The organism is Spectribacter hydrogenoxidans (genome assembly GCF_031846275.1).
Classification (GTDB): Bacteria; Pseudomonadota; Gammaproteobacteria; order Nevskiales; family Salinisphaeraceae; genus Spectribacter; species Spectribacter hydrogenoxidans.
The window spans coordinates 1-16,070 of sequence record NZ_JAVRIB010000027.1 but is presented as its reverse complement, the minus strand read 5'-3'; the positions used below and the strand labels follow the sequence as shown (position 1 = coordinate 16,070).

Annotated in this window: 13 protein-coding genes and 3 tRNA genes; 2 read left to right on the top strand and 14 right to left on the bottom strand. The window is 66.4% G+C overall.

Annotation, left to right across the window (positions count from 1 at the left end; translation table 11 throughout):
- Position 1 precedes the first annotated feature (1 nt).
- A tRNA-Gly gene (locus tag RM532_RS15405) sits at positions 2 to 75 on the bottom strand.
- Positions 76 to 154: 79 nt separating this feature from the next.
- Positions 155 to 239, bottom strand: a tRNA-Tyr gene (locus RM532_RS15400).
- A gap of 154 nt (positions 240 to 393) precedes the next feature.
- Between RM532_RS15400 and RM532_RS15395 the strand changes: the two genes are divergently transcribed.
- The gene (locus RM532_RS15395) at positions 394 to 1,320 is read left to right on the top strand and encodes a LysR family transcriptional regulator (RefSeq protein WP_311654230.1); all 927 of its coding nucleotides are present in this window, start codon (positions 394 to 396) and stop codon (positions 1,318 to 1,320) included.
- On the opposite strand, the gene RM532_RS15390 is transcribed toward RM532_RS15395, so the two are convergent.
- From RM532_RS15390 to RM532_RS15340, 11 genes are all read right to left on the bottom strand, one after another.
- Positions 1,312 to 1,551, bottom strand: a complete 240-nt coding sequence (locus RM532_RS15390; protein ID WP_311654229.1) for a formate dehydrogenase subunit delta — start codon at positions 1,549 to 1,551, stop codon at positions 1,312 to 1,314. The genes RM532_RS15395 and RM532_RS15390 overlap by 9 nt on opposite strands.
- Positions 1,544 to 2,392, bottom strand: a complete 849-nt coding sequence (fdhD, locus tag RM532_RS15385) for a formate dehydrogenase accessory sulfurtransferase FdhD (RefSeq protein ID WP_311654228.1) — start codon at positions 2,390 to 2,392, stop codon at positions 1,544 to 1,546. The genes RM532_RS15390 and fdhD overlap by 8 nt, the downstream gene beginning before the upstream one ends.
- Positions 2,393 to 2,399: 7 nt before the next feature.
- Positions 2,400 to 5,252: a formate dehydrogenase subunit alpha gene (gene fdhF, locus RM532_RS15380; protein WP_311654227.1), complete on the bottom strand. Its 2,853-nt coding sequence runs from the start codon at positions 5,250 to 5,252 to the stop codon at positions 2,400 to 2,402.
- 36 nt (positions 5,253 to 5,288) lie between these two features.
- Positions 5,289 to 6,812 (bottom strand): formate dehydrogenase beta subunit, encoded by a 1,524-nt coding sequence (locus tag RM532_RS15375; RefSeq protein ID WP_311654226.1) that lies wholly within the window; start codon positions 6,810 to 6,812, stop codon positions 5,289 to 5,291.
- On the bottom strand, positions 6,809 to 7,276 hold the full coding sequence (locus RM532_RS15370; protein WP_311654225.1) for an NAD(P)H-dependent oxidoreductase subunit E: 468 nt from the start codon (positions 7,274 to 7,276) through the stop codon (positions 6,809 to 6,811). The genes RM532_RS15375 and RM532_RS15370 overlap by 4 nt, the downstream gene beginning before the upstream one ends.
- 169 nt (positions 7,277 to 7,445) lie before the next feature.
- Positions 7,446 to 7,521, bottom strand: a tRNA-Thr gene (locus RM532_RS15365).
- Positions 7,522 to 7,720: 199 nt separating this feature from the next.
- The gene (locus RM532_RS15360; RefSeq protein WP_311654224.1) at positions 7,721 to 8,473 is read right to left on the bottom strand and encodes a type III pantothenate kinase; all 753 of its coding nucleotides are present in this window, start codon (positions 8,471 to 8,473) and stop codon (positions 7,721 to 7,723) included.
- On the bottom strand, positions 8,470 to 9,459 hold the full coding sequence (locus tag RM532_RS15355) for a biotin--[acetyl-CoA-carboxylase] ligase (protein WP_311654223.1): 990 nt from the start codon (positions 9,457 to 9,459) through the stop codon (positions 8,470 to 8,472). The genes RM532_RS15360 and RM532_RS15355 overlap by 4 nt, the downstream gene beginning before the upstream one ends.
- A complete protein-coding gene (gene plsY, locus RM532_RS15350) occupies positions 9,456 to 10,082 on the bottom strand; it encodes a glycerol-3-phosphate 1-O-acyltransferase PlsY (RefSeq protein WP_311654222.1) in 627 nt (208 codons plus the stop codon). The genes RM532_RS15355 and plsY overlap by 4 nt, the downstream gene beginning before the upstream one ends.
- A 13-nt stretch (positions 10,083 to 10,095) precedes the next feature.
- Positions 10,096 to 11,928: an AMP-dependent synthetase/ligase gene (locus tag RM532_RS15345; protein ID WP_311654221.1), complete on the bottom strand. Its 1,833-nt coding sequence runs from the start codon at positions 11,926 to 11,928 to the stop codon at positions 10,096 to 10,098.
- 8 nt (positions 11,929 to 11,936) lie between these two features.
- Complete coding sequence (locus RM532_RS15340; protein ID WP_311654220.1) at positions 11,937 to 13,721, bottom strand: M61 family metallopeptidase; 1,785 nt, start codon at positions 13,719 to 13,721, stop codon at positions 11,937 to 11,939.
- Positions 13,722 to 13,935: 214 nt separating this feature from the next.
- Here RM532_RS15340 and RM532_RS15335 point away from each other — a divergent pair, with 214 nt between their 5' ends.
- Entirely contained in the window at positions 13,936 to 15,819 is a 1,884-nt protein-coding gene (locus tag RM532_RS15335) for a pilus assembly protein TadG-related protein (protein ID WP_311654219.1), read from the top strand.
- Between the two features lie 89 nt (positions 15,820 to 15,908).
- Here RM532_RS15335 and RM532_RS15975 read toward each other — a convergent pair whose 3' ends face one another.
- Positions 15,909 to 16,067, bottom strand: coding sequence for a PIN domain-containing protein (locus RM532_RS15975; RefSeq protein ID WP_349255337.1), 159 nt, complete (start codon positions 16,065 to 16,067; stop codon positions 15,909 to 15,911).
- Between the last annotated feature and the right edge of the window lie 3 nt (positions 16,068 to 16,070).

Here is a 16,070-nt window from a genome sequence, read left to right as displayed (position 1 = left end):
CTGGAGCGGGCGATGGGAATCGAACCCACATCATCAGCTTGGAAGGCTGAGGTTCTACCGTTGAACTACGCCCGCCTGCTCGTTAAACCCACCCGCTAATCCTCGTCTTCGGCCAGCCGAATACGGGCAGAACCGCTAGCGGCTGCTTCCTGTTTGGTGGAGGGGGAAGGATTCGAACCTTCGAAGGCTAAGCCGGCAGATTTACAGTCTGCTCCCTTTGACCGCTCGGGCACCCCTCCGGTGCTTCTCGCTCCGCGACTTTCGGACACGTACCCGGCCGCGAAGAGCCGCGTATTCTTCTGGTTCGCCGGCACGATGTCAACCGCTGGCGCGGCGAGTGGCTATCGACTCGGTTACCATGCCGGTCAGCGAACTTCGGCAGGGTCCGTCCCCATGGATATCCGGCAGCTTCAATATCTCTCCGCGCTCGCCCAGGAGCGGCATTTCACCCGGGCGGCGCAGCGCTGCAACGTCACCCAGCCCACGCTCTCCGGCCGCATCCGGCAGCTGGAGCAGGAGCTGGGCGTGCCGATCGTGGAACGCGACCACCGCTACCACGCGCTGACCGCCGAAGGCGAACGGGTGCTGCGGTGGGCAGAGACCATCCTCGACAATTGCGATGCCATGCGGCAGGAGCTGTCGGCGCTCAAGGGCGGCCTGAGCGGGCGTCTGGCACTGGGCGTGATCCCTTCCGCACTGCCGATGGTGGTGGCGGTATCCGGCGCCATGCGCGCTCGCTATCCCAGCGTGGCCGTTTCGGTACACTCACGTACGTCGGACAAGATTCTTCAGGAGGTGGAGGCGTTCCACTTCGATGCCGGCATTACTTACCTCGACAACGAGCCGGTCGAGCGCATGGAAACCCGGCATCTCTACGACGAGCACTACCAGTTGTTCCTACCCGCCGACCACGAGTGGGCCAACCGCGAAAGCGTGACCTGGGCCGAGGCCGCGGAACTGCCGCTGTGCCTACTCACGCCCAACATGCAGAACCGGCGCATCATCAACGGTGCCTTCCATGCCGCGCAATGCAGCCCGGTGGCGGAAATCGAGACGGATTCGGTGGTCGCGCTGTGGTCCCATGTCCGCTTCGGCGGCTGGGCCAGCATCATGCCCGCCTATTTCAGCGAGCTGTTCGGCAACGAAAGCACGGTTCACAGCATTCCGCTGGTGGAACCGGAGGTGCGTCACCAGGTGGGCCTGATCACCCTGGCACGCGATCCGCTATCGCCGATCGTGGCGGCCCTGTTCGAGGTCTGCCGGGATACGCCGCTCTTTCCCCTGGCGGGCGACCACCTGCTCCCTGCGGATTCAGGCTGAACCGGCGGGCGCCCCGGCATTCGCGTCGGACAACTCCTGGGCGGCCCACTCCACCAGGGGGTGCAGCCCTTCGCCGCCCCCGACCCGGAATGCCACCAGCTGCGAACGCATCTGCGGCGGCCAGAATTTCCGGATGTGGTCGAGTACGCCTTCCCGGGCACGCGCCTCGGGATAGGCCTGAAAGTAGGCGGCAATCTGATTGGCCATGTGAACCATCTTGTGGTCATCCATTCGCGATCACCTCCCGCATTTGCATTCGCTCCGCCCCCGTCATCAGCAGAAAACCGCCGTCCCGCACCAGACAGGCCAGGGTGATGTTGGCCTCGCGCGCCAGCCGTACCGCCAGGGCGGTCGGGGCCGAGGCCGTGCACAGCAGGCGCAGGCCGAACGCCGAGGCCTTCTGAACCAGTTCATAACTGCAGCGGCTCGACATCACCACGAAGCCGCTCGCCGGATCCACGCGTTCCCGCAGCAGAGCGCCGATAAGCTTGTCCAGGGCGTTGTGTCGGCCCACATCCTCGCGGGCCGTCTGCAGTATGCCGTCGGGACCGGCGAAGGCCGCCACATGCATGGCCCCCGCCACCGCGTTGAACGGCTGATGGTCGCGCAGCCCCGCCATGGCCCGCAGCACCGCGTTGCCGTCGAAGGCCGGGCCGTCGGGTACGCGCCCGAGCGGCTTGATGGCGTCGCGCAGGCTTTCCACCCCGCACAGGCCGCAACTGCTCACCCCGGCCAGGCGTCGTTCGCGTCGCGCGGACGCCGGCATTTCCCCGACCAGACGAACCTCGACGACATGCCCTTCCGGCCGCAGGTGCCGAATCACGCTGTCCACTTCGTCCGGATGCCGGATCACGCCTTCCGACCGCAGGAACCCGTAGGCGAAGTCCTCGGTATCGGCCGGCGACGCCAGCATCACCGCGTAGTTCTCGTCGTTGACGACCACGGCCACCGGCACTTCCTCGGGGAAGGCGCGCGTGACCGGCTCGACCGCGCCGTCCGACCACCGCTGCGCGGTTATTCGACCGGCCACCCAGGCCTGGTCGGCATCGGCCCTGTCGACCGGGGCGGTCATGATTCGGTCAGGCCTTCTCGGTTTCGGGTTCCGCGATGCGCTGCTGATTCTCCCGATCGTCGAGATAGCGTTTCTGCCACTCGGACATGGTGTTGCAGGGACGCACTTCCACCGCGGTCACCTTGTATTCCGGGCATTCGGTGGCCCAGTCGGAATACTCGGTGGTGATCACGTTGGCCGCCGTCTCCGGGAAGTGGAACGTGGTGTAGACCACGCCCGGCATCATGCGCTCGCTCACGATCGCTCGCAGCGTGGTTTCACCCATGCGCGACGCCACCGCTACCAGCGTGCCGTCCCGGATACCCCGGGTCTCGGCGTCCGACGGATGCAGTTCCAGCCAGTCCTCGCCGTGCCAGACACGGTTCTCGGTGCGACGGGTCTGGGCGCCCACGTTGTACTGGGAAAGAATCCGGCCGGTGGTCAGCAGCAGCGGGAACTTGCGGTTGGCCCGCTCGTCGGTGGCCACATAGGGCGTGAGCATGAATTTGCCCTTGCCGCGCACGAACTCGCCGATGTGCATGACCGGCGTGCCTTCCGGGTATTCCTCGTTGCATGGCCACTGGATGCTGCCGAGCTGATCGAGACGCTCGAAGCTCACGCCCTGGAACGTCGGCGTGGTACGAGCGACCTCGTCCATGATCTCGGACGGGTGGTTGTAGTGCATGGGATACCCGAGCTTCTGCGCCAGGTCCTGGGTGATTTCCCAGTCGGCCTTGCCGGCCGGCGGCTCCTGCACCTTGCGCACGCGGTTGATGCGGCGCTCGGCGTTGGTGAAAGTGCCGTCCTTCTCCAGGAACGACGACCCCGGCAGGAATACGTGGGCGTAGGAGGCGGTTTCGTTCAGGAACAGGTCCTGCACGATCACGCACTCCATCGCCGACAGGCCGGCGGCGATGTGCTTGATATTCGGGTCGGACTGGAGAATGTCCTCGCCCTGCACGTACAGCGCCTTGAACGTGCCGCCGGTGGCCGCGTCGATCATGTTGGGAATCCGCAGACCCGGCTCGGTGTCCAGGGTAACGCCCCATTCCTTCTCGTAGATGTCGCGCACGTCCTGTCGCGATATGTGCCGGTAGCCAGGCAGTTCGTGCGGGAACGAGCCCATGTCGCAGGAGCCCTGCACGTTGTTCTGGCCGCGCAGCGGATTCACGCCCACGCCATTGCGGCCGATGTTGCCGGTGCACATGGCCAGATTGGCCATGCCCATGACCATGGTCGACCCCTGACTGTGTTCGGTCACGCCCAGACCGTAATAGATCGCGGCGTTGCCGCCGGTGGCGTAAAGCCGCGCCGCGGCGCGAATGTCAGCGGCCGACACGCCGGTGATCTCGGCCACGGTTTCCGGACTGTTTTCGGGCCGGAGGATGAAGTCGCGCCATTCCGCGTATTCGTCGACCTCGCAGCGATCGCGGACGAAGTCTTCGTCCGCCAGCCCCTCGTCCAGCACGGTGTGGGCGAGCGCATTGATCAGCGGCACGTTGGTGCCGGGCTTGAGTTGCAGATGGTGGTCAGCCTCGACGTGCGCGGAACGCACCAGATCGATGGCCCGCGGGTCGGCCACGATCAGCCGGGCCCCGGCCCGCAGCCGCCGCTTCATCTGCGAGGCGAACACCGGGTGCGCGTCGGTGGGGTTGGCGCCGATCACCAGCATCACGTCGGATTCTTCCACCGAGTCGAAATCCTGCGTGCCCGCCGAGGTGCCCAGGGTGGTCTTCAGACCGTAGCCGGTGGGCGAGTGACACACCCGGGCGCAGGTATCGACATTATTGGTGCCGAACACGGCCCGCGCCAGCTTCTGCACCAGATAGGTTTCCTCGTTGGTGCAGCGGCTGGAGGTGATCGCCCCGAGCGCCGCACGGCCGTACTCGTCACTGATGGCACGAATGCGCTGGACGGTGAAATCGTAGGCCTCGTCCCAGCTCACCTCCCGCCAGGGGTCGGTGATCTTTTCCCGGATCATCGGCGAGGTGATGCGGTCCGGATGCTGGGTATAGCCCCAGGCAAAGCGGCCTTTCACGCAGGAATGGCCGTGATTCGCCTTGCCTTCCTTGTAGGGCACCATGCGCACGACGTCGTCGCCCTTCATCTCGGCCTGGAAGGAACAGCCCACCCCGCAGTAGGCGCAGGTAGTGGTCACCGCCCGTTCCGGCATGCCCAGTTCGATCACGTCCTTTTCCAGCAACGCTTCGGTCGGGCAGGCCTGCACGCAGGCGCCACAGGACACGCATTCGGAATTCAGGAAGTCGTCCGAATCGGTACCGGCACTGATCATCGACGCGAAACCGCGGCCGTCCACCGTCAGCGCGAATGTGCCCTGCACCTCGTTGCAGGCCCGCACACAGCGCGAACAGACGATGCAGCGGCTCGAGTCGAACCGGAAATAGGGGTTGGAGGCATCGGGCTCGACGTCCTGGTGATTGGCTCCGTCGCGGCCGTAGCGAACCTCGGTCACGCCAAGCTGATCGGCCAGTTGCAGCAGTTCGTCATCGCCGTGTCCGTCGGGCGTCACGCTCTGGCCCGGGTGATCCGACAGGTACAGCTCCACCACCCCGCGCCGCAGCTCGTTGAGCTTGTCGCTCTGGGTACGCACCTCCATGCCCTCGGCCACCGGCATGGTACAGGAAGCCGGATAGCCCCGCTTGCCCTCGACCTCGACCAGACAGAGCCGGCAGGAGCCGAACGGCTCGAGGTTGTCGGAGGCACAGAGCTTGGGCACATCGATGCCCGATTCCAGGGCTGCCCGCATGACCGACGTGCCCTCGGGCACCGTCACGGACTGGCCGTCGATTTCCAGCGTCACCTGCTGGTCGGAATGACTGGCGGGGGTGCCGAAATCGGTGGGTTTGAGCTGGGTGGACATGGCTGCCTCCTGAGAGGACCGCTGATGAGTTCGGAATCAGGCCGCGGCGGTGCGCGGCTCGAAATCGTCCGGGAAATGGTTCAGGGCGGACAGCACCGGGAATGGCGCCATCCCGCCGTGGGCGCAGAGCGACCCCTGGATCATGGTTTCGCACAGTTCGCGCAGCAGCGCGATATTGCGGTCGCGATCGTCGTCGGCGGTGATCCGGTCGATCACCTCCTGGCCGCGCACCGACCCCACACGGCAGGGCGTGCACTTGCCGCAGGACTCGATGGCGCAGAATTCCAGCGCGAAACGCGCCTGCGCCACCATATCCACGGTGTCGTCGAATACCACGACGCCGCCGTGGCCGATCATGCTGTTGACCTCGGCGAAGGCCTCGTAATCCAGCGGCGTGTCGAACAGGTCGGGCGGCAGATACGCGCCCAGCGGGCCGCCAACCTGCACCGCCCGGGCGGGCCGACCGCTGGCGCAGCCGCCGCCGAGTTCGTTGATCAAGTGACCGAGGGTGACCCCGAACGGCACTTCGTACAGACCGGGCCGGGCCACATTGCCGCAAAGCTGCACGGTCAGCGTGCCGCGAGACTTTTCCACGCCGACCGCATGGTAGGCCGCGCCGCCGTCGGCAAGAATGGCCGGCACCGATCCCAGCGTGATCACGTTGTTGACCACCGTCGGCCGGTTCAGAAAACCCTGGATGGCAGGCAGCGGCGGCTTGAAGCGAATCACGCCCCGCTTGCCTTCCAGGCTTTCCAGTAATGAGGTTTCTTCGCCGCAGATGTAGGCCCCGGCGCCCAGGCGGACCTCGATATCAAACGCCTGGCCCGAGCCCATCACCGACTCGCCCAGCATGCCGTTGGCGCGCGCCGCTTCCAGCGCCTTTTCCAGCATGCGATGGGCGTCCGGATACTCGGACCGCAGATAGATGTAGCCCCGTTCGGCGCCGACCGCCAAGGCCGCGATGGTCATGCCTTCCAGCAGGCAGAACGGGTCGCCTTCCATCAGCATGCGATCGGCAAACGTGCCGCTGTCGCCCTCATCGGCATTGCAGACGATGTACTTCGGCGTGACTTCCTGATCGTGCACGGTCTGCCACTTGATGCCGGTGGGAAAGCCCGCCCCGCCACGGCCGCGCAGCCCGGAGGCCTTGACCTCATCGACAATCGCCTGCGGTTCCATGTCCAGCGCGGCGCGCAAGCCGGCCGTGCCGCCATGGGCGACGTAATCGTCCCAGTCGCCCGGTACCACCCGGCCGGTGCGGCCGAGGGTGAGCCGTTGCTGCCCCTGACTGGCAAGCAACTCGTCGACGTCGCCCACGCAGCGCGGATCATCGCGGCTTTCCGCCTGAAGTGCCTCCACCAGCGTTGCGGTGTCGTTCGCCTGGATCGGCCCGTAACCGATGCGGCGTCCTTCGGCTTCCACCTCGACCAGCGGTTCCAGCCAGTACAGGCCGCGGGAACCCGTCCGGACCACATCAAGGCCCGCGGACCGCAGCGCCGCCGCAACCTCGTCAGCCCCGATGGACACCGCCGTGCTGTCTGCCGGTACGAATACCCTCATGATGCTTCGCCTCCGACCGCCCCGGCGATCAGACTGCTGACCCGGTCCGGCGTAAGCCGGCCGAGCGTTCGTTCATCGAACTGGACGGACGGCGCACAGGGGCAGTTGCCGAGGCAGTACACCGCCTCCACGTCCACCCGACAGGCCGGATCGGCCGCCAGCGATGATGCCGTTGCCCATACTTCGCGGCCACCCACCGCCTGGCAGGCCTCCGCACGGCACACCTTCAGACTGTGCGGGCGCGGCGGCGTCCGCCGGAAATCGTGATAAAAGGTCACCACGCCGTAGACCTCGGCGCGGGAAAGATTCAGGTATCGCGCGACTTCACCGATTGCCTCGCCCGGCACATAGCCGAATGCCGCCTGCAAATCGTGGAGAATGGGCAACAACGGCCCCTCCCGATTGGCGTGTCGCTCACAGATGGCTTCAACCTGTCGTGACTTGGCTGTTTCCTCCGCGCTCATGCTGTCGTGCTCTTTTTAATGGCTTCAGTCGCGCGATACCTGAACAACGCGCATGTTGCCCTCAAGAAGCTACGCCGCTGCACGGCACAGTCAAATTGCAATTTCCGATTTGGTAATAGAGAGGGGCAATGGTGCGGCGCAGAATGGGCGGCCGCTGCGGGGGAGGATATGGAGCCGGCGACAGGAGTCGAACCCGCGACCTACTGATTACAAATCAGTTGCTCTACCAACTGAGCTACGCCGGCTTAAGGCGGTCCATCACACTAGTCACGCTCGGGCGTCCTGTCCTCGCTTAACAATCCGGCGCGCCATCCATGACGCCCGCTCGCCGGGACGAAGCCGTGCTTCGTCATTCTCCGGCGAGCCCCACCGAGCTTGGCCGGCTTGAGGCGATCCATCGCTACAGGCGCGCTCGAGCCACGCCGGATCCGAGCGCCGCAAAGTCTATCGCGAATGGCCGTTGCTTGACGATGCATTGATGGCGGATTCCACGGCCACTCGCCCCAGTCCTTCCAGCACGATATCCGGCGCCAGATGCCAGTCGCCTTCCAGACGATCGGCAAGCCGTGCGGCCTCGCCGCCGGCCAGTATCCGCCGATCCAGTGCGAATCGCCGACACACCCGCTCGATCAGACCAACGGCCGCGTGCAGCGCTCCCGCCGCGACCGCCGTATCGGTGTCGCGGGCCAGATCATCCGGCACCTGCTCAACCGGCTGCGACCGGATCCGGGTATGCGCGTGAATCGCCTGCTGCATGGTCGCCATGCCCGGCACGATCAATCCGCCCTGATGGCAGCCCGTGGCATCCACCACGTCCACGGTCAGGGCCGTGCCCGCATCCACGACCACCACCGAGCCGGGCCCGCGGTGAAACGCGCCGATGCAGGCCAGCCAGCGGTCGACGCCCAGGCACTCCGGTCGGGCATAGGCGCATTGCACACCCGCGGCACTCGCCGAGGACACCACCTCTACCGCCGCCCGGCCCAGTCGATCCCGGGACCAGGCCTGCAGCGGTGTAGCCAGATCGGCGTCGGCCACGGTTGCAAACCAGACCGGGCCGTCGAAATCGGTCGACAAGGTGTCGACCCAGTCGCCGCGCCCGTCATGGGCCAGCGCCTGAACCGGACCCGGTCGACCGGCCGCATCGGCCCGGGCCCATTTCACCCGGGTGTTGCCGATGTCCACCAGCAGCGTCATGCCAGACCCCGCACCGTGACATCGCCCGCATAACAGCGACGCACGCCGTCATCCAGTCGCACCAGCAGGGCCCCATCCGGCGCCAGACCGGCCGCGTACCCGGCCTGGCGGCGCCCGTCGATATCCACTTCGATCGGGGCATCCCGCAGGGCGTCGAAATCCGGCCAGCGCCGCTGGAAGGGCGGGAAGCCATGCTTCTGATAATCCTGCATCGCCCCGATCACCGCGGCCAGACAGTGGCCGGCCAGCCGGTTTCGCGGCGGCGGCACGGCGAGCAGCCGATCCAGGGCGGTCCAGGGCTGGTCCACATCCCGGGCCTGCCCGGCTTCCATCGCGGCATTCAGGCCCACGCCGGTGACGATCCGGCAGCCGCCCGCCGCCTCGCCGCGATGTTCCATCAGGATTCCGCCGAGTTTGGCGCCGTCCACCAGCAGATCGTTCGGCCACTTGAGACCGATCTCGGCCACGCCGAGGTCACGCAGGGCCTCGGCCAGACGGATGCCCACCGCCAGTCCCAGCGCGCCGATCGCATTGGGCGCCGGATCAAACGTCCAGCTCAGCGACAGGTACAGATTCGCGCCATAGGGCGATACCCACTGGCGACCGCGACGACCGCGCCCCCCGCTCTGGTGCTCGGCGAACAGGGCATGGGCGCCGGTGTCGGGCGCAGCCAGCAGACGGTCGCTGGTGGAATCAATCGAGCCGCAGACTGCGAGCGAGTTCAGCGCCGACGCGGCATCAACCGGCATCGCCTTGCGAATGGCATCCGCCTGCAACGGCTCGAACGGTCGCGCCAGCCGGTAACCGCGGCCGCGCACGGCATGAATGGTCACGCCAAGCCCCCGTGCCGCCGCCACCCGTTTCCATACCGCGGCCCGGCTCAGACCCAGCGTAGCCGCCAGCGCCGCACCGGAATGCCAGTGGCCGTCGGCCAGATGGTGGATGACAGCGCCGGGATCCAGCGGCACGCGGGTGGATTCGCTCACCGGCGCCGGCGCAGCAGCATCACCCGCTCGAAGCGGCTTTCCTCCCCGGCCAGAAGCCGGGAGACATTGCTCCGGTGGGTGAACAGCATCAGCAACCACATGGCCAGGGCGAACAGAACCGGGGCCGAGCCGAGTGCCGGCCACACCCAGACGGCCTGGGTGAACACGACCGCCCCCATCGCCAGCAGAATTGCCAGACTGACCATGCCGGAAAGCACCAGCACGACAACAAAGGTCAGCACCCCGGGCACCAGCGGCCCGGGCGCCAGCACGACAAGCACGCCGATCAGCGTCGCGGCCCCCTTGCCGCCGGCGAAACCGAAGTACACCGGATAGACGTGGCCGATCACCGCGGCGGCGCCGCAGGCAAATGCCAGCCAGCCCGGCCCGCCGGCCACCAGCAGCGGTAGCAACCCGGCGGCCACGACGCCCTTGGCCAGATCGAACAGCAGCACCAGCACGCCATACAGGCGTCCGCCGGTACGCAACGCATTGGTGGCCCCGGCGTTGCCGCTGCCGGCGGCGCGCAGATCCGCCTTGCCCAGCAGCCGGCCGATCAACAGCCCACCCGACAGCGCCCCGATCAGGTAGGCCGCGACAATCACCAGCAGTGTTGCAATCACAGGTTGCCCCCGATCAGCCGACGTTCACATTGTAGGAAAAATCGGTCTTCTGCGCGGCGGCGGCCCGGCGGCCGTAGAGTCGTTCGATCTCGCCGGCATAGCGCCGCGCCACGGCCCGCCTGCGCAGCTTCTCGGTCACGGTGAGCAGGCCATTGTCGACGCTCCAGACCTCGTCGACGACCGCCACCCGGCGGATCTGCGCATGACCCGGGAAATGGCGCAGGCGCTGACCAATGCGCTTGAGCATCGCCCGCTCGAGCTGCGGATCCCCGCGGTCCGCGGGGCTGTCGGGGTCCAGCCCCAGCGTGCCCATGAGGGCGTGCAGCGCCGCGTCATCGCAGGTCACCAGCGCGGCCAGATAGGGCCGGGCTTCGCCCACCACCGCCGCCCGGGTGAACAGCGGGTCCAGGCCGATGGTGCGTTCCAGCGGCTCGGGCGAGGCCTTGTCGCCGGTCGCCATCACGATGATCTCCTTGAGCCGACCGGTGAGAAACAGGCGGCTCTGGTCCAGACGGCTGACCTTGTCGCCGGTGCGCAGCCAGTTGCCGCCGGATTCCAGCACCGCCGCGGTGGCCTCGGCATCGCCCCAGTAGCCCTGCATCACGCCGGGGGTGCGCACCCACAACTCGTTGTCGGGCCCCAGGCGGGTCTGCACATCGTCCAGTAGCGACCCGACGCTGGCGGGATCGTTGTCATCCATCCGGTTGACGCTGACCACCGGACCGGCCTCGGTCAGGCCATAGCCCTGCAGGATCGGCAACCCCAGGCCGATCAGCGTTCGCGCTACCGGCCGGGGCAGCGCCGCCGCCCCCGAAATCGCCACTTCCAGCCGGCCGCCGAAGGGCCGCAGGCAGGGTCGCGCCACCAGTTGCCGCAGTAGCGGCCAGATCAGATGCCGCAAACGTCGGGGCCCGCGCCCCTGCTGGCGTTCGAATACCGACCAGCCGAGCTCCGTGGTCAGGCGTACCAGTCGGCGCACCCATCGGGGCCGCCGGGTGAGACTGCGCTGGAGCTCGGTGTAGTAGTGCTCGTAGATTCGCGGCACGCCGACCAGCGCCGTCGGACGGGCGTTGGCCAGGGTCAGACTGAGAAATCGCGGATGGCGGCAGAACGACAGCGTGGCGCCAGTAATCAGGGCGCGGTGGTAGTCGACCGTGCGCTCGTAGGCATGGGCCAGCGGCACGAAAGATACCAGATGCTCGTCCACGGGCGTGTCGACCGCGCGGGCACAGGCATAGGCATTCCACACCAGGCTGGCGTGGCTGAGCATCACCCCGCGGGCGCGGCCGGAGGTGCCGGAGGTATAGACCAGCGAGGCCAGCTCCGTCGGCGCCGGAGTCAACGACGCCCGCTGCGGCTCGTCGGGCAACCACTGATCGCCGGCCACCAGCCGCGTATCCCCTTCGGTATCCCCGTCAAGAGCGACCACGGTTTGCACCGCGGGACAATCGTCCTCCGCCAGAATCGACCGCCACCAGCGGCCCTTGGCCACCACCACCAGCGCCGCGCCGCTGTCGCGCAGCACGTCGCCGCTGCTCGCGGGCGTATCACCGCAGAACAGGCCTACCGACACCAGCCCCTGATCCAGCGCCGCCTGATCGACTGCCACCCAGCTCGGGCTGTTGCGCACCAGAATGGCGACCCGCGACCCGGCGGCCAGCTCGCTGCTGGCCAGGCCGGCCCGCCAGCGGCCGACCAGCCGCTCGGCCTGTGCCCAGGTCAGGGATCGCCAGCGGCGGGCCGGCGGATCGAAGTAGCGATAGGCGGTTTCGTTGGGCGTGAGCGCCACCCGGCCGGCGAACAGCGCCGGCAGCGTGGTGGCCCGGGCGGCGGGTACCCAGTGCATGGCATCCGTCATGACGGCAGCGACAACCAGGCCGTGCGCCGCGCCGCCGTCTCGGCGTCGCAGCGGCTCATCAGACGGAATCGCCACTGGTCAGCGGCCGGCGCCCGCGGGGCGAAGCGCCGCGTGAGCAGCTCGTCATCGCGGAACAGGTGCAGGGTTACCGGGGTCCCGGTCGGGACGCGTCGCAGTCGCCGGGTCAGGGTATCCGCCTCGGCACGCAGACCGTCCACTGCCACGATCACGTCCCCGGGGCACAGGCCGGCGGCTTCTGCCGGACTGTCCGTCAGCACGTGCAGCAACCGCGCCGGTCCGGCGCCGGCATTGAGCCGTAGCCCCTGGGCCAGCAGAAAGGCCGCACCGTCGCGGGTGTCCGGCGTTACCCGGCGGGCCCGGACGCCGAAGCGCGCCAGGAGTTCGGCGAGGGGCAGTTCTTCGGTGCCCCGCACGGCGCCGTCGAAGAAATCGGACAGATCGGCGCCAGCCACCTCGGCGGCAATCGCCTCGAGTCCGTTCTCGGGCACCGGAATGCCCGGACGCCCGTGCTCGGCCCAGACCCGGGCCATCACGTCATCCAGACTGACGTCGCCCTCCGTTCGGTCACGCAGCAGCAGATCCAGACAAAGCGCCACCAGCGCTCCCTTGCCGTAATAGCTGACCACCGCGTTGGGGCTGTTCTCGTCCGGCCGGTAGAACTTGGTCCAGGCATCGAAGCTGGACTGGGCCAGGCTCTGGCAACGCCGGCCCGGATTGCCGGCCAGCCGGTTGGCGATCCGCTGCAGCCGGCCGAGGTACGCGGTTTCGTCGATCAGCCCGGCCCGCACCAGGGCCAGATCGTCGTAGTAGCTGGTCACCCCTTCGTAGGCCCACAAGTCCTCGAAATGGGCTTCCGTCGCAAGGTCGCTGTCGGCCACCGCAGCCGGTTGAATCCGCTTGACGTTCCAGAGGTGGAAATATTCGTGGCTGCACAGGCCGAGCAACTCGGCATAGGCGTCGCTGCGGCCGGCCGCACCGGCCACCGGCAGCGCGTTGCGGTCGACCAGCAACGCGGCACTCGCACGGTGCTCGAGACCACCGTAACCGGCGCCGGCGATCTGGGCCAGAAACAGGTAGTTGTCCATCGGCATCTCGCCAAACACCGCCGCCTGGGCTTCGCACACGCGGGTCAGATCGGCGGCCAGCTTCTCGCGATCGGCATCATGGCGCCCCAGGCAGACAAAGGCATGTGGCACCCCGCCGGCCTGGAAGTCGATCCGGTCGATGTTCCGGCCCATGGCCACGGGATAATCAATCAGGCTCCGGTAATCATCCGCGGCATACTCGCCGAAACCTGCCGCATCGACCGCCACGGCGGGCAGACTGGTGGCCACTTGCCAGTCGTGATCAGGCAGCGGTGGCAGACGAACCCGACAGGGCGACGTTTCCCGACCCACCGGACGCAGATAGACCGAGGTGCCGTCGAAGAAACCACGCTGATCATCCAGATAGGCGGCGCGTACCGAGCTGTCGCGCGCGTGCAACTCGTAAGTCAGGGTCAGGGCGTCCGCCACCGGCGCCGCCTGCCAAGTCTGTTTGTCGATCTTACGTACGACGACCGGGTTACCTGCCGCATCGCTGGCGGCCACCGACAATATGTTGCGGGCGAATTCGCGAATCAGATAACTGCCCGGCACCCAGGCCGGCAGCGTGAACCGCTGGCCTTCGGTATCGGGCGCGGGCACGGTGCAGGTCACGCGGAATCGGTGTCCACGCGGCGAAACGGCGCTGACCTCGTACTCGACCGGTGTCATCGGCATGCCGGGTTCCTGAAAGGCGCGCGATTCTACGCCGCTGCCGGCCGGATTGCATGCAGCGTGCCGGGCTGGTCGGCTTTCCGCCCCTCAGGTTTTCTGCAAGACTCCCGATAACCATAGACAAGGTACGGCATCGGGTGGCGCAACCGGACGGCGACCGGAACCTTCCGGCGCCGCTGCCACCCCGGTGGCGTTTGTCTCTCCCTGGAGTTCGTCGATGCCCAATCGCCTTCCGCAACTGCGAGGGTGTCCCGCCAGTCCGGGACGGCAGCGCGGGGCCACACTCGTTTTTACCGCGTTCACGCTGGTGGCCCTAGTGGCGACACTGGGGCTGGCCATCGATGTGGGACGGCTCTACGTGACTCAGACCCAGTTGCAGCGCACCGCCGAGGTGGCAGCCTTGGATGCGGCGCGGGCGATTGGCGGCTGCGCTGTGGGCGAACCGAACTCTCCTCAGGATGCCGCGAAAAACGCAGCCGAACAGGCGATATTGCGTCACGCGGACGACGACGGCGCGCCGGCCATAACGCTAGAAGAAGGATCACCTCGTCTGGGCATCCAGGAAAGCGACGGCTCACTGCTCAGTTTCGCGGCCAGCGACGCCTTTGATGCCGACTCGGTCCAGGTCACCCTGACCCGCCCGGCGCCGACGCCGCTGGTGGCATTTTTCACCGCCGATCGCCCGCTGACCGCCTCGGCCACCGCCATCAGTCGTCCCCAGGCGGGTATTTCGGTTGGCACGTCGCTGGCCCGCATTGGCGGACTCGACGGCAGCGAGGGCATTCTGGCCGCCCTGCTCGGCACCAACCAGGTGAACCTGGTCAGCTACAACGGGCTGGTCGATGCCGAGCTGACCGTCGGCGATCTGCTGCAGGCCGACGCGACCATCGGCGGCCTCAATGACCTGCTGACCACGAATTTCACCCTGCCGGAATCGCTGAATCTGATTGCCGACGCGCTGGACAACGTAACCGCCGGCACCAATGCACTGGCCGCCAATACCCTGCGCGACCTCGCCAATCTTGCCGATACGGGGCTGACCTCCCGGCTGGATCAGGTTCTGAATATCGAACCCGGCCTCGAGAACGTGATCAACGCCCTGCCGGTGGACGTCACCAGCCTGCTGACCGGCCTGGCCCAGGCGGCCAATCAGGGGGCCCCGGTCGCGCTGCCGGTGGGGATTGATCTGGGCGGAATAGCACGCGTCAATGGCACGGTAAAAATAATAGAACCGCCGCAAATGGCTTTTGGCCGAGCGGGACGAGTCGGAGATAAATTTCGTACAACGGCAACGACTTCTCAAGTCGCTGTTCAGCTTCGAATAGAGGTGCTCGGTGCTTTGCCCAGCGCACTGGGCGGCGCATTGATCAACCTACCCATTTTTATAAAAAGCGCCGGTGCCAAAGCCCACCTTACGGACATTAATTGCGCCGGGCCCAGCAATGAAGATATCAGGGGGAGTGGCCCATTCCAGCATTCTGTTCATATCGATTCAGACACTAGTTTGGTCGATATCGGTATCGGCGAGTTCAGTGACATCAGCGCATTTGACCCGCAGCCCCCCGGCCCGAACGAAGAAACGGTCCTGGTAAACGCGATCGGAATCGCTCAAGTGGTTACAACTGCTGGCCTTCAGGTGACATTAGGTAGAGGCGGCTCGCCAACATTCGTCGAACAATCGCCACCTAAGGCTCCAAACTGCGCGCCAAACGATGACAACCTTATCTTCTGTGGCCCCTTTCCACCTGATGAAAATGGCGTAACTCAAACCCAGTCGGTCGACACGCCACCGATCGATGCACTTGATGGATTCTTGTCAGATTTGTCAACTCAACTCGCCGACCCAGATACACTTGAAGTCAGAGTGTTGGGAACTTGCCTGCCCATTCTTTGCAACTTAACCTCGGCGCTACTGGCGCCTATTGTTAACACGGTAGTGTCGCTGCTCCAACCTGTTCTAGACGTTCTTGGCACCGCACTGCTGGAACCGCTTCTAGGGTTACTGGGTCTCGATGTAGGCGTAGCAGATGTAACCGTGTCATCCGTGTTGGTTGACCAACCAAGAATTTACTGCACCGACCGCCAATGCGACGGGAGTTAGACAAAACGGGGACAAACCCTGGGAAAAACCGGAGAAAACCGGGACAGACCCCGTTTTAATGGAACAGCAGCTCGGAGCAGCGCCGGCTGCTAAACCAGCGCGATGTCGAACTGCCGCAGGGCGGTATCCGTCGTGGCAAGTGGCAGATCTTCGCAAATCGCCTGCGCGGCAAGCATGCGGTCGAATGGATCACGATGCTCGACATCCCAGGAGCCGGCCTTGAGCGCGTGCTCGGCCGTGACCGGCAAAGG